The sequence below is a fragment of the Urinicoccus timonensis genome (assembly GCF_900232945.1).
GTDB classification, from domain to species: Bacteria; Bacillota; Clostridia; order Tissierellales; family Peptoniphilaceae; genus Urinicoccus; species Urinicoccus timonensis.
This window is the reverse complement of the sequence record NZ_OCTU01000004.1, coordinates 157,292-171,001: the sequence shown is the minus strand read 5'-3', so window position 1 is coordinate 171,001 and position 13,710 is coordinate 157,292. Positions and strand designations below refer to the sequence as shown.

13 protein-coding genes and 1 pseudogene are annotated in these 13,710 nt (G+C 33.8%); 10 read left to right on the top strand and 4 right to left on the bottom strand.

Annotated features, from left to right (window positions below; translation table 11 throughout):
* Window positions 1-39 precede the first annotated feature (39 nt).
* The 3 genes from CS898_RS07585 to CS898_RS07575 form a co-directional block, all read right to left on the bottom strand.
* On the bottom strand, window positions 40-894 hold the full coding sequence (locus CS898_RS07585) for an IS3 family transposase (RefSeq protein ID WP_143614588.1): 855 nt from the start codon (window positions 892-894) through the stop codon (window positions 40-42).
* Entirely contained in the window at window positions 858-1,424 is a 567-nt protein-coding gene (locus CS898_RS07580) for a helix-turn-helix domain-containing protein (protein ID WP_009430694.1), read from the bottom strand. Before CS898_RS07580 ends, CS898_RS07585 begins: the two co-directional genes overlap by 37 nt.
* 66 nt (window positions 1,425-1,490) lie before the next feature.
* Window positions 1,491-2,957 (bottom strand): helicase HerA-like domain-containing protein, encoded by a 1,467-nt coding sequence (locus CS898_RS07575; RefSeq protein ID WP_099208722.1) that lies wholly within the window; start codon window positions 2,955-2,957, stop codon window positions 1,491-1,493.
* A gap of 744 nt (window positions 2,958-3,701) precedes the next feature.
* Here CS898_RS07575 and CS898_RS07570 point away from each other — a divergent pair.
* Window positions 3,702-4,310, top strand: coding sequence for a class I SAM-dependent methyltransferase (locus CS898_RS07570; RefSeq protein WP_099208721.1), 609 nt, complete (start codon window positions 3,702-3,704; stop codon window positions 4,308-4,310).
* 71 nt (window positions 4,311-4,381) lie between these two features.
* The gene (locus CS898_RS07565) at window positions 4,382-4,972 is read left to right on the top strand and encodes an L-2-amino-thiazoline-4-carboxylic acid hydrolase (RefSeq protein WP_099208720.1); all 591 of its coding nucleotides are present in this window, start codon (window positions 4,382-4,384) and stop codon (window positions 4,970-4,972) included.
* 39 nt (window positions 4,973-5,011) lie between these two features.
* Here the strand turns inward: CS898_RS07565 and CS898_RS07560 are convergent, their stop codons facing one another.
* Window positions 5,012-6,004 (bottom strand): helix-turn-helix domain-containing protein, encoded by a 993-nt coding sequence (locus CS898_RS07560; protein WP_099208719.1) that lies wholly within the window; start codon window positions 6,002-6,004, stop codon window positions 5,012-5,014.
* A 160-nt stretch (window positions 6,005-6,164) separates the two neighbouring features.
* Between CS898_RS07560 and CS898_RS07555 the strand changes: the two genes are divergently transcribed.
* From CS898_RS07555 to CS898_RS07520, 8 genes and pseudogenes are all read left to right on the top strand, one after another.
* Window positions 6,165-7,919 carry an ABC transporter ATP-binding protein gene (locus tag CS898_RS07555; protein WP_099208718.1) on the top strand — a complete coding sequence of 585 codons (1,755 nt, stop codon included), beginning with the start codon at window positions 6,165-6,167 and terminating at the stop codon, window positions 7,917-7,919.
* Window positions 7,903-9,624, top strand: coding sequence for an ABC transporter ATP-binding protein (locus tag CS898_RS07550; protein WP_099208717.1), 1,722 nt, complete (start codon window positions 7,903-7,905; stop codon window positions 9,622-9,624). Before CS898_RS07555 ends, CS898_RS07550 begins: the two co-directional genes overlap by 17 nt.
* Window positions 9,618-9,743: pseudogene (locus CS898_RS10190) on the top strand (ABC transporter ATP-binding protein); the annotation flags it as partial. The gene CS898_RS07550 and the pseudogene CS898_RS10190, both read left to right, overlap by 7 nt.
* A gap of 122 nt (window positions 9,744-9,865) precedes the next feature.
* Window positions 9,866-10,504: a DUF6796 family protein gene (locus CS898_RS07540; RefSeq protein ID WP_099208716.1), complete on the top strand. Its 639-nt coding sequence runs from the start codon at window positions 9,866-9,868 to the stop codon at window positions 10,502-10,504.
* Window positions 10,505-10,585: 81 nt separating this feature from the next.
* Window positions 10,586-11,413 (top strand): class I SAM-dependent methyltransferase, encoded by an 828-nt coding sequence (locus CS898_RS07535; protein ID WP_099208715.1) that lies wholly within the window; start codon window positions 10,586-10,588, stop codon window positions 11,411-11,413.
* A gap of 51 nt (window positions 11,414-11,464) precedes the next feature.
* Complete coding sequence (locus CS898_RS07530) at window positions 11,465-12,091, top strand: L-2-amino-thiazoline-4-carboxylic acid hydrolase (protein WP_099208714.1); 627 nt, start codon at window positions 11,465-11,467, stop codon at window positions 12,089-12,091.
* Window positions 12,092-12,159: 68 nt separating this feature from the next.
* Window positions 12,160-13,098, top strand: a complete 939-nt coding sequence (locus tag CS898_RS07525; RefSeq protein ID WP_099208713.1) for an alpha/beta hydrolase — start codon at window positions 12,160-12,162, stop codon at window positions 13,096-13,098.
* Window positions 13,099-13,110: 12 nt separating this feature from the next.
* Window positions 13,111-13,602, top strand: a complete 492-nt coding sequence (locus CS898_RS07520) for a methyltransferase family protein (protein ID WP_099208712.1) — start codon at window positions 13,111-13,113, stop codon at window positions 13,600-13,602.
* The last annotated feature ends 108 nt before the right edge of the window (window positions 13,603-13,710 follow it).

The following is a 13,710-nucleotide window of genomic DNA, read 5'->3' as shown; positions in this document are numbered from 1 at the left end:
AGACTGATGTGTACCCATAAAACTGGACACAATATTTAATTAATTCGTTGTAGTGGATGCTAACCTATACTTTGTAGGTGGCATCCATTTTGTTTTTGATTGAATTCTTTCGTTATTGTAATAATCTATATACTCCTCTATTGCTCTCGAAAATTCGTCAAAAGAGCGATAGCTCTTTTCGTAACCATAATACATTTCATTTTTTAGCCTTCCAAAGAATGTTTCCATAATGGAGTTATCATAGCAATTCCCTTTTCTTGACATGGATTGCTTTATCCCATGTTTTTTAAGTTCATTTACATAATATTTATGTTGGTATTGCCATCCTTGATCTGAATGTAGGATTAAGTTCTTTAGTTTTGGAAATTTTCTAAATGCTCTTCTTAACATAGTAGATATTTGTTTTAAATTAGGACTTAAGGATAAGTCGTAGGAGATAATCTCATTGGTATACATATCAAGTATTGGAGAGATGTAGCATTTACCCCAAGAAAATTTAAATTCAGAGACATCCGTGGTCCATTTTTGTAAAGGTCTATCTGCTTTGAAGTCTCTATTGATTAGATTATCTGCTACTTTACCTATTTTCCCCTGATAGGAGTGGTATTTTTCTTTAGAGCCCTTTCCAAAAAGTTTTCGTTCGTGCATAATCCTTTGTACTTTTTTATGGTTTATGACATAGCCTTGATTTATTAACTCCATATAGACTCTTCTCACTCCATATCTTCCTTTGTGTAGGTGAAAGATTTGGGCTATTTTATCTGCAATTGAACGATTCTTAACTTTTATTTTATCCACTTTATTTAGTTCAAAGTAGTATGTTGACCTCGGCAAATCAATGGCTCTTAAAAGATCCTTTAGTCTGTATCCTTTTTCTTTGAGTTCTTTGACAATCGCTGCTTTTTCGCCTTGAGTTGCGCAGCGTAACGTTCTTCTCTCAAGGCGATCTCTTTTTTTATGATTTCATTCTCAGCCTTCATATATTCATTTTCTGCTCTAAGTCTTATGAGTTCTTCTCTTTCGGATTCATTCAGTTCTTTTGGTTTATGGATATTTTTCTTTTTCATGGTTGTATTTTTAGATTTACGGCCTTTCTTTTTATTCACAAGACCATTATATCCATCCTTTTTATACTTGTTAAGCCATGAATAAAGTTGTCCTTCATTGATTCCATTTTCGATTGCAGTTGCCTTTATTGAATTTCCAGCCAGCACTTTCGACACCATTTCTAATTTTTCATCTGGTGTCCAGTGGATATTATTTCCATGGTTTAAAATTTCTGGGCCATGAAGTTCTTCTAATCTAAACCATTTTCTAATGGAAGCATGAAGGTTTTCTTCTTTGGTCCCATCAGGTGTATCAGGCCATTTCCCTTGCCTATACAACTGTATGCACTCTTTTTTGAACTCATAGCTATATTTCACAAAAATACCCTCCTTACTGGTTTGTCCAGTAAAGAGGGTACATATCAGACTAGGCTGGTTTCTTTATTATTTTCTTTTTGTCATGGAACCCAGGAGGCCTCTTGCGATTTCACGACCAATGGTTCTCGTAATGGTTCCCAGCATGGAGTCGATGCCTTTATCGATGTAAGTCTTTTGGCTGCGGTTGGACTTTTGTGTCCGTTCTAATTCTTTTCTTTGAGCGTCAAGTTCTTTCTGTCTTTGAGCTTCTGATTTTTCTCTTTCGATTCTTTCTAAAAGAATTTCGTAGGCGGATTCTCTATCGATTGGATCCTTGTACTTTGTATAAAGGGGCGAAGAACCAACCAAGGCCCTATACTCCTCATCGGTGAGTGTAGCAAAGGATGAGTGGGGCGGAAGGATCAGCGCCTTGTCTGCCACAGTTGGTGCACCACTTTCATCAGCAAATGAAACGAGTGCTTCTCCGGTCCTAAGATTTATAATCTCTTCCTTTAGATCCATGGATTCATCCTGCCTAAATGTATCTGCAACAGCCTTTATCGCCTTTAGTTCCTTTGGAGAATAAGCCCTTAGTTGATGGACGATTCTGTTGGAAAGTTGTGATGAAATTGATTCCGGCACGTCGAGAGGGTTTTGAGTGATAAAGAATACTCCCACCCCTTTACTGCGCACGAGACGAACTACTTGGATAATCTTGTCCTGTAAAACTTTTGGCGTGTTCTTAAAGAGTAAATGAGCTTCGTCAAAGAAGAAGGCAAGCTTAGGTCTGTCTAAATCTCCAACCTCTGGGAAGTTTTCATAGATTTCTGAAAGCAAGTATAGAAGAAGCATGGAGTAGAGAAGTGGATTTGAAATCAATTTCGTAGCATTTAAAATATTTACCAGACCCTTGCCACTTGTGTCTGTTCTAATAAGGTCGCCGATATCTATGGCGGGCTCTCCGAAGAATAGGTCTCCACCGGCATCTTCAATAAACAAAAGTTTTCTAGAAATGGCAGAGAGGCTTTGACTAGCCACATTGCCGTAGGTCTTACTAATTTCCTCCCTATTTTCACCGACGAAATTGATCATTTGCTTAAGATCCTTTAAATCGATTAACAGAAGCCCCTCGCTATCAGCAACCTTGAAAATGATATTTAAAACCCCAGTCTGGGTATCATTTAGCTCCAAAATATTTGCCAGCATAAGAGGACCCATCTCTGAAACAGTAACCCTAAGTGGGATTCCTTTTTCGCCGTAGATATCCCACATATTTACAGGATAATTTTTAAAATCAAAATTAGAAATGCCAAGTTCTTCAAGTCTTGAATTTAATTTGTCATTCATCTCGCCAGGCTTTGAAATATTTGCAAGATCGCCCTTCACATCTGCAAGGATGGTCGGAACACCAGCCTCAGAAAGACCTTCTGTAAGCACCTTTAGCGTGACGGTTTTTCCAGTTCCGGTGGCGCCGCTAATCAGTCCGTGCCGATTCATTTTATTTAAAAGAATATAATTTTCCCTATTCCCTTTGCCAATTAAAATTTTATCCATGACAACCTCCCTTAATATCTAATTCAATTATAACAAATTAATAGATAGAGGAAGCCCTGTATCATAAAAATATCCTGAAAAAGAGCTATTTATACATTTAACAAGTAAAGATTTTTAAAATAGAGGAAATGAAGATGAAAGATTAGCTAATCATTCAAGGTCTTGTAGAAAAAAATTGTATGCATGAAAAGTCTAAAATATCTAGAATGATTTATAATTAACTAATGACTAGGCCGATTCCCACATACTAAGCTTTTGAAAAGATTAAACATTATCCATACTGACCATTCAAGCCATATGTGGAGATTGTAGTGTTGATGATAAGAAATAAGATCATAGGCTATAAACGCCTTGCAATCAATGGCTCTTAGGATTTAAAAAAATCTTAGAGCCATTATTTTTTAAACTATATTGTTGAGAAATATAAATAAGGTATTTGTTTGCAGTAAAGAATTCATGGCCGACTTCTTAAAAAAATACTTTGGAATAGTTTAAGTGGATGGTGGTAAATTTTATGCAAAAAGGCAAATGAAGAAATAGAAGTGCTGATAAAAAATCTACAGAAAAGATAGAGGGAGTTATAACTATAATCATGGCTTTTTATAGGGCTATAGGACGGGATAACGATAGGGGCTTATAATTCAAAAAGGATGCCTTTCTAGTAAAATATTAAATCTAAACAAAGGAAACGTGATATAATATAAGTGATAATTGATTTCAATTTAGTGTCCAGAGGAGGAGGGAATGTTTAAGAGTTTTTTAGAAAATTTTAGAAAACCTAAAGACAATTTTGCCGGCAGATTTATGCTAAAGAGTATGAATAAGGGGCATGAAAAATTAGCAAGATGGGGAAGATCTTACTTAAAAATTGATCAAGAAGATACGATTTTAGATTTAGGTTGTGGTGGTGGACGGAACATAGAATATTTTTTAGCGAAAGCCAATAAAGTTTATGGTATGGACCACTCAGGAATGAGTGTAAAAATGTCAAGGGAGATAAATAAAGAAGCGATTGAGTCGGGAAGATGCGAAATCTCATTGGGAGATGTAAAGAGCCTTCCTTTTAAAGATGAATCCATAGATATTGTAACAGCTTTTGAAACGATTTATTTTTGGGAAGACATAGTGGAATGTTTTAAAGAGATTTATCGCGTGTTGAAAAAAGGTGGACAGTTTTTAATATGTAATGAAGCATCATCTAAGGAAAGAAGAGATGTAAAAAAATTAGCGGATAGTATAGAGATGGAAGTATATACACCCGACGACTTGACAAAAATGCTTACGAATGCTGGCTTTTACTGTGACTATCATTTAGATAGGAAAAAACAAGTCGCATTCATTGCAAAAAAATAGGCCATATAAAGAAAGACGAGGGATAAAAAAATGAAATATAAAGGTTTTATTTCTTATTATTTAAAGGTCCAATGAAGAAAGTTCTCATAGAAAAATATAATAAAGCATATGCTTCAGACATTATTAAAAATAGCAAAAAAATTTATCGAGAACTTATAAAAAATATGGACGATATCGGAGAGGACAATCCCATGGCCTACAATGAGCGGTTCGCCCTTGTCTTTGTTGCTCCATATTTAGCAAGCGAGAAAAAGATTCCACCAGAAACCATCCAGGAAATGATGCGTCGCTCTCTTTATTTTGTCAAATGGTATTTTTCCTTGATTAATCTCAATACTAAAAGGGGAAAAGGGGCCAATAAGAAAAATATACTTAAGTATTATAAATGGTATACAGAGGAAAAAGAAAAGCTTTACCCCACATCTTTTAAGGTTAATTTTGAGGGAGAACCCTATGATGGTGCTTGTTATTATAGAATTACTCGTTGCCCCATTTGTGCTTATATAAAGAAGTTGGGGGTAGATGAATTAATGCCGCTATTCTGTGAACTTGATGAGCTAATGATAAGTCTTCAACATGGAGTACTTCACAGAAAAGGTACTATAGCAAATGGAGCAGATTATTGTGATTATTTTATTACAGGCGATAGAGAAAGAACCTGAGTTATAAGGATAAGCTATGGGGGTGTAAAAAAATTTAGCTTAGTCGCAGTAATCGCATTTTAAATTGTGATCTTTGCAGGCTAAATTACGGACTTCACTTGGAAGTTTTCCCTTGTATCTTTTGTAATAAATGGAAAATTTGCTATGGGATGTGTATCCAACAGACTCAGCAATTTCTTTTATAGGTAGTTCGGTATTTAAGAGAAGAGTTTCAGCTACATTCATTCTTTTTCTTTGGGTGTATTCTGTAATACTTTGACCATATTTTTCTTTGAACAAGTTTTTTAATTTTGTTCCGCTCATTCTTGAGATTTTTTCAAGGGTTTCTTGATTTACATTCATGGCGAAATGATCATCTAAGAATCTTGCTATATCTTCAAGTGCTTTATTATCATCAGACTCAATTTTATATTTCTTCCTATTTAAGTAGGTATCTATTACTATACTTACCCATTCATTTGCTTTGGCTTTAAAGAAAAAATCAGCGGCAGGAGCGTCCATCTTACAATTTAATATTTCCATTGCCACTTTTTCTAAGGCCTTTGTAAGTATAATTTGATTCGTTTGCAGTAAAGCTGAATAAAATAATTCTGGATTAATGTTAATAGATGCTAGATGTTTTTCTAAGAGTTCTCTTTTAAATCCTATAGATACAGCAAGATAATAGCAGTTCTCATGTAATAAAAAAACAAAATCATCTCCTATATTATCAAAATCAAGAGTGCATAAAGAGTTTGCAGTCAACGTTTGATAAGGACTAAATCTCTCGCCGTTTGCGCTGACAATGTAGCTTGAATATATTGACACATAGTCTGCCATACTATAAGTATTATTTTGAACTACTTCCTCTCTGATATAAAAATCGTGAACATCAATAATGAAGCCATCTCCTTCATAAAACCAATATAGACCTTCTGCATAAGTTGAGTCATCTTTATTCCAACAAAAAGTGTGCCCTGCACTTGAATATTTCTTATTGTTTTTACATTCATCTACTTTCATATAATCTTTTACAAAATCGTAATATGTCATAATACACCTATCCCTTTTAGACAATATCCCAATTAGCCTTATTAATTCAAAACTATTGTATTGGTAATTATAACCGATGTATAATAGAAAGGCAATGATAGATATTATCAATTAAGTAAATTTATATCTAAAAGGAATATCAAAGAAAGGAGATGTCATTATGAAGATTTACAAAAAACTATTTGCTTATGTAGAAGATAAAAAATATCTCGGCTTTTTAGCTATTATTTTTTCTGCTATATCTGCTGTGCTTACGGTATATGGATACTATTTAATCTACAAATTTCTAGATAAGTTAATAATTAATTCAAATTTATCTGGTGCAGAGAACTTAGCATTAAAATCTGTTACTACACTAACCAGTGGAGCGATATTTTATTTTGTTTCAGGAATGTTTTCACACATCTTGGGATTTAGGCTTGAAACAAATTTGAGGAAAAGAGGGATCGACGGCCTAGAGAAAGCAAGTTTTAGGTTCTTTGACTTAAATCCATCTGGTCAAATAAGAAAGATCATAGATGACAATGCCGCACAAACTCATCAGGTAGTAGCCCACATGATACCCGATAGTTCTCAGGCAATAGTTACACCCGTGCTTGTCCTTGCACTTGGCTTTATAGTAAGTATAAGAGTTGGTATAACCTTGCTTGCTCTTACTATAATTGGCGGCTTAATTTTAGGGGCGATGATGGGCGAGCAAGAATTTATGAAGATATACCAAGAAGCCCTATCTAAACTAAGTGCTGAAACTGTTGAGTACGTTAGAGGGATGCAAGTTGTAAAAATATTTAAAGCAAATGTAGAGTCCTTTAAAAGCTTTTACAAGGCGATAAAAGATTACTCGAAATATGCTTATGATTATTCCCTATCTTGTAAAAAACCTTATGTTTTGTACCAATGGTTATTTTTTGGTTTAATTGCAATTTTAATTATTCCTATAGTCTATTTTATGACTAGCTTAGGCAGTACCAAGGTGATTTTACTTGAGCTTATCATGACTTTATTTTTATCGGGAGTTCTCTTCGTTTCATTTATGAGAATGATGTGGTACTCCATGTATATTTCTCAAGGCAATTATGCAGTAGATACTTTAGAAGCACTATACGAGGATATGCAAAAAGACAAATTATTGCATGGTAATGTCAATCATTTTAAAAACTATAATATAGACTTTGAGAATGTTAGCTTTGCTTATAATGATAAAGCTGTAATTGAAAATTTATCCTTTAAATTAGAAGAAGGAAAGTCCTATGCACTAGTCGGTTCATCTGGATCAGGTAAATCAACTGTAGCAAAACTTATATCAGGTTTTTACAATGTTAATGAAGGAAGGATAAAGATAGGTGGCATGCCTATAAGTGAATATTCTGACGAAGCTTTAATTAAAGCCATTTCCTTTGTTTTTCAAGATTCAAAATTATTCAAGAAGAGCATTTATGACAATGTTGCTTTAGCTAATAAAGATGCGACGAAAGATGACGTTATGAGAGCCTTAAAATTAGCGGGATGCGATTTGATATTGGGCAAATTCCCAGAAAGAGAAAATACAGTCATAGGCTCAAAAGGAGTTTATTTATCTGGTGGAGAAAAACAAAGAATTGCAATTGCTAGAGCAATTTTAAAGGATTCCAAAATTATTATTATGGATGAGGCATCGGCATCAATTGACCCAGATAACGAGTTTGAACTTCAAAAAGCTTTCAAAAATCTTATGAAGGATAAAACAGTTATCATGATTGCGCACAGGCTATCTACAATTAAAGACCTTGATGAAATACTTGTGATGGATGGCGGAAAAATTATAGAAAGAGGTTCCGACAAAGAACTAATGTCAAAAGATACAAGGTATAAGAGACTGCAAGAGATGTTTAACAGTGCGAATGAATGGAGGGTTTCAAATGAAGGAGTTTTATAAAAAAAGATTTGCCCTCACAGATAAAGGAGCAAGAAATTTAAGTAAAGCAACCCTGGCTTCATTTTTCGTTTATTGTATAAACATGCTTCCTGCCATATTACTAATGATTTTTGCTCAGGAAGTCTTGGAAAATATGGGTAAAAGCAAGGGATTTTATATAGTATTCTCAGTTTTGACTTTGATAGCAATGTATATTTTGCTTTCTGTCGAATACGATAAATTATATAGTACAACCTATCAAGAAAGTGCAGATTTAAGAATAAGGACAGCGGAGAATTTATCAAAACTACCTCTATCATACTTTTCTAAGCATGATATTTCAGACCTAGCCCAAACAATCATGTCTGACATTGAAGGCATAGAACATGCAATGAGCCATTCAATACCAAAAGTGGGCGGAATGGCACTCTTCTTCCCACTTATATCCATCATGATGCTGGTGGGTAATGTCAAGATGGGCTTAGCTGTAATTATTCCATCTCTTTTAAGCTTTATATTTATACCCTTATCTAAAAAACATCAGGTTAAGGGACAGAAAAGATATTATGATATTCTAAGAGAAAACTCAGAAAGCTTTCAAGAAAATATCGAAATGCAAATGGAGATCAAAGCCTATGGCTTGTCAGAGGAAATGAAAGAAAAGCTATATGAAAAAATGGACAAAAGTGAAAAGGTGCATGTTAAGACAGAGATAGGACTTATTTTAACTATGTCACTTTCATCAATTTTTAGCTTTATATCCCTTGCTGTCGTAATATTTGTTGGCGTAAATCTAATTATTAGTAAAGAGATAAGCGCTCTCTACCTTGTAGGATATTTACTGGCAGCTATGAAGATAAAAGACGCTTTAGATGCATCTAAAGAGGGCTTGATGGAAATATTTTATTTAACACCGAAGATTGAAAGAATAAAAGAAATTCAAAATCAAGATTTACAAGAAGGCGAAGACTATAATTTGAAAAAATTTGATATTGACCTAAAAGATGTTGAATTTGCTTACAATAAAGACGCAAAAGTTTTAAATGGAGTAAGCTTTAGAGCTAAGCAGGGAGAGGTCACTGCTTTAGTAGGAGCAAGCGGCTGCGGTAAAACAACTATCTTGAAACTTATATCAAGACTTTATGATTATGACAAGGGACAAATCTTAATCGATGGCAAGGATATAAAAGAAATATCAACAGAATCTCTTTTTGACAAGGTGTCTATTGTTTTCCAAGATGTAGTTCTCTTTAATCAAAGCGTTATGGAGAATATTAGAATCGGAAAGCGAGATGCAAGTGACGAAGAAGTTAAAAGAGCAGCAAAGCTTGCAAACTGCACAGATTTTATAGAAAAAATGGATAAGGGTTTCGATACAGTTATCGGTGAGAACGGTGCTGAGTTATCAGGAGGAGAAAGACAAAGGCTATCAATAGCCAGAGCCTTCTTAAAAGATGCACCGATATTGATCTTAGATGAAATAGCGGCAAGCCTTGATGTTGACAACGAGAAAAAAATTCAAGAGTCTTTAAATAATTTAATTAAAGATAAAACTGTTGTCATCATTTCTCACAGAATGAAATCTATAGAAAATGCAGATAAGATAGTAGTTCTTGAAAATGGAAGAGTAGAAAGAGAAGGCAAGCATGAAGAGCTTTTACAAAAATCAAAAGTTTATAAGAATTTAATTGAAAAGACAAAAATGGCAGAAGAATTTATTTATTAGGAGGACAGAAGCAAAGACGTGCAATAGCATCTGTTATGTGCAAAGATTCTCCGTTTGTCTATTTCGACGAATCTACAAGTGGTATGGATTATTCCAATATGATAAAAATAGGCAGTCTTTGGACTGCCTTTATTTTTTACTTAGTTTTATGCAGTAAATCATATAATTGAAAGGAATCAGCGTTACATGCTATAATTATACTGATAATTGATATCATCTAAATAAAAAGAGGTGTCTAGTCGTGACTTTATACATGAGTATATTAATTGGTCTTTTTGCTTCATTCCTGATGTTTTTAGGAGATATGATTTTATATTATGATTCTAATGATTACGATGGCAAGAATACTATAAATAATATTATTGGCATAATGAAAAATGTTAGCATAAAAAGATTATACATTGGTGGTCTTTTAGGTCCAATATGTGCCTTTATATATTGTATTGGATTTTATCATATTGTTTTGGCCATACAAGAAAAGTATTTAACTATAGGTTGGTTTGTATTTTTAATAAATATTTTTGGAATAATACTAGGAGGTACTTATCATATTCAATGTACTTACTTAGGTCTTTTATCAAGATACGAAAACAAGGGAGCTTTTGATGAATTTTTAAAATTTTTAAAACTCCAGGCTAAAATAGTTTTTGGAATTATGGCTATAGCAAATATAGGAATAGCTTTGGTAATTTTATTTGGATTTACAGTATTCCCAAGATGGCAAGTCCTATTTACACCTATGTTTCTTTTGATTCTCACTCCTCTTACCGGCAGATTGCCAAAGGGACTACATATGATTATTCGTGGAGGTTGGTTTAACATAATATATTTTATTTACTACCTAATCTTATTGATAAACTATACTAATATGAATTTATGAGCTTATAAGTCAGAGATTAAAATTATTATTTTTGTAAACAAAGCAAATTTTATAAAATTAATTATTTACAGGAGAAAATTTATGAAACAATTAAATTTTATTGATGACAAGAAAACAAAAGCTGACTATAAAAACTGGGTTCCTGAAAGCTTGTTAAAGAATTTAATCTTTGCAAGTCTCGTAGCTTTTATCTTACTTATAGCCTTCGGTGTCAGTGATCTTGTATTTAGTGGAAAAACTCGTCTTATCTGTGCCATTATTCTTGGATATGCTACGCTGAAACTTACTTTCTTTGCAATTTGGATGAGAGTACTACATAAGGCTTTTGATTACAATGGAAAAAGAAAGCTTGCCAAAGCTATAATAGAGGGGACTGCCGACTATGTAAAGATCCCAGATGGTGGTCTGGGCTTAGATGTAGGATGTGGTAGCGGTGCACTTACCATTGCTTCCGCAAAAAGAAATCCTAAGGCGACCATGGTGGGCTGCGATATTTGGAGTGGGTCATACAAGAGTGAATTTTCTAAAGAGCTCTGTGAAAATAATGCAAAATTAGAGGGAATAGAAAATGCGAGATTTAAAATTGGAAATGCAGTGAATCTTCCTTTTGAAGATGAAAGTTTTGATGCAGTAACAAGCAACTATCTTTATCACAATATAATGGGACATAATAAGCAGAAACTTCTACTGGAAACTTTGCGTGTACTTAAAAAGGGTGGAGTTTTTGTTATTCATGATTTGATGAATAAGTCAAGATACGGAGATATGAATAAATTTATCGAAAAGCTTAAAAAAGATGGCTACGAAAATGTGCAATTAATTGATACAACAAAGGATCTTTTTATGGGCCACAAAGAAGCTTTATTGCTAGGACTTTACGGCTCAACTCTTCTTATTGGGAGAAAATAAAATTGTATATAAATTACTAAGAAAATTTAGAAAATTAATGAGGTATGCAAAATGAAATATCACAGTTTTTATTTCAATTTATTTCAACATCCTATGAAAAAAGTTTTGCTGAAAAATTATGGACATGATTATTCTAGAGAAATAATGAAAAAAAGCAAAAAAATTTATCGAAAACTAATAGAAGGAGCAGATGATATCGGCGATGATAATCCCATGGCCTACAATGAGTGGTTTGCCCTTGCCTTTGTTGCCCCATATTTAGCAAGCGAGAAAAAGATTCCACCAGAGACCATCCAAGAAATGATGCGCCAATCTCTTTATTCTGTCAAATGGTATTTTTCCTTAATTAATCTAAATACTAAGAGGGGGAAAGAGGCCAATAAGAAAAATATTCTTAAGTATTACAAATGGTACACCCCAGAAAAAGAAAAGCTCTATCCGACTTCTTTTAAAGTCGACTTCGAAGGTCAGCCTTATGAAGGGGCTTGTTACTATCGAATTACACGTTGTCCGATTTGTACTTATACAAAGAAGCTGGGGGTGGCTGAATTAATGCCGCTATTCTGTGAATTAGACGAGCTTATGATAAGCCTTCAACATGGAGTACTGCATAGAAAAAACACCATAGCAAATGGAGCAGCTTGTTGCGATTATTTTATCACGGGGGATAGAGAATGAATCCAAGCTATAAGAAGAAGGTATTGGTAAAACTTGTGATGAATTGATTCTTAAGGGAGTAAAATAAAATGACTTTAACTTATAAAATTGCATCGACAATAGTAAGACTTGCCGGTGTCAAAAAAATGTTTTTAAAAAACAAGGAAGAGATGCTTGAGTATGCAAAGGGAGAAAATGCAAAGGCGGTATTTGATTTAGATAAGGCAAGGAAGAGAGCCGAGAGAAAAAATTACTATCTTTTCGACAGAGACCTTATGGGATACAGATTGATTTCATATCAAAAAAATCAAAGTCCTGCAGAGGGAGCAGTGCTATATCTTTTCGGCGGAGGAATGATTACACAGCCGGACAAATTGGATTTTGCTTTGGCGGAAAGAATAATGGAAGAAGCCGGCAAAGACCTTTGGTTTTTATTCTATCCCCTTTGCTCGGAAGATGTAAAGATAGATAAGACATATGAAGTTTCTTTTGAAGCCTATAGGCTGATGACCCAAACATATAAGGCTGAAAACATAAGTGTCCTCGGTTTTTCGTCAGGAGCTTGTCTGGCAATAGGAATATTTTTGCATAACAATGCAATAGGTAGACCTCTTAATATGCCAGGCAAAATTATTTCAGTTTCACCCGGCGGCATACCCGATGTAAGGCTTGAAGAAAATAAAGACATATGGGAAAGAGTAAATGCCCTTAACCACAAGGACATAATGATTGATCCTACATATCTAAAGACGGCAAGGGAAATCGTAAAAGGAGATGCAGACATACCTGAGTATATGCTTGACGGAACGGTAGGAGATTTTACCGACTTTCCGAAAACATATTTTTATTACGGCGAAAATGAATGCCTCTATGCCTTTGCGGACGAATTTAAAAAAGCAATGGAGAAATACAAGGCTCCCTATGAAATAATTGTGGGCAAAGGAATGTGCCACTGCTATCCCTTGGTAAGATTTTTTAGAGAAGGAAGAGTTGCACAAGATGAAATTATTGAATTGTTAAAACAATAGCCAGGGGACAAAATGAAATCCAAAGAATTTAAGATGCCCATATTCGGCGTTGGACCTATATATGTCATCACTTGTTTCATTCTTACAATAGTAGGATTATACCTTGATCTTAAAGGATACCTAGATCAAGGCGACCTAAGTAAAGGAAAAATATTTTTTATTGTAGCAGGGATATTATTAATACTTTTAGGCATATATTTATGGGTACAAGCAGTTATAGTTCAGAAAATAAACAAAAAAGTTAAAGAGAAGAAGTTGATTACAAGGGGGATCTACAGTATTGTAAGGAATCCTATTTATTCAGCATTTTTATTTATATTTACAGGCCTTTTACTACTTATGGCAAACTATATTTTATTAATATTACCATTTATTTTCTGGGCTTTCTTAACAATATTGATGAAAAACACAGAAGAAAAATGGTTAAAAAATGAATTTGGACAAGAATATGAAACATATTTAAATGAAGTAAATAGAGTACTACCATGGATTAGGAAAAAGTAACTAATTTTAATTTGGCACCTACACTTGTAGGTGCTATTTTAGACAGTTTTTAAGAGATTCTAGTAAATATAATGACCGAATACTTGAATAAAAACTAGACAAATACTT

Excerpts from the sequence above, each read along its gene's own strand:
- CS898_RS07535 (WP_099208715.1), top strand. The coding sequence starts at position 10,586 with ATGAAACAATTAAATTTTATTGATGACAAGAAAACAAAAGCTGACTAT.
- CS898_RS07565 (WP_099208720.1), top strand. The coding sequence starts at position 4,382 with ATGAAGAAAGTTCTCATAGAAAAATATAATAAAGCATATGCTTCAGAC.
- CS898_RS07525 (WP_099208713.1), top strand. The coding sequence starts at position 12,160 with ATGACTTTAACTTATAAAATTGCATCGACAATAGTAAGACTTGCCGGT.
- CS898_RS07530 (WP_099208714.1), top strand. The coding sequence starts at position 11,465 with ATGAAATATCACAGTTTTTATTTCAATTTATTTCAACATCCTATGAAA.
- CS898_RS07575 (WP_099208722.1), bottom strand. The coding sequence starts at position 2,957 with ATGGATAAAATTTTAATTGGCAAAGGGAATAGGGAAAATTATATTCTT.
- CS898_RS07520 (WP_099208712.1), top strand. The coding sequence starts at position 13,111 with ATGAAATCCAAAGAATTTAAGATGCCCATATTCGGCGTTGGACCTATA.
- CS898_RS07570 (WP_099208721.1), top strand. The coding sequence starts at position 3,702 with ATGTTTAAGAGTTTTTTAGAAAATTTTAGAAAACCTAAAGACAATTTT.
- CS898_RS07555 (WP_099208718.1), top strand. The coding sequence starts at position 6,165 with ATGAAGATTTACAAAAAACTATTTGCTTATGTAGAAGATAAAAAATAT.
- CS898_RS07560 (WP_099208719.1), bottom strand. The coding sequence starts at position 6,004 with ATGACATATTACGATTTTGTAAAAGATTATATGAAAGTAGATGAATGT.
- CS898_RS07550 (WP_099208717.1), top strand. The coding sequence starts at position 7,903 with ATGAAGGAGTTTTATAAAAAAAGATTTGCCCTCACAGATAAAGGAGCA.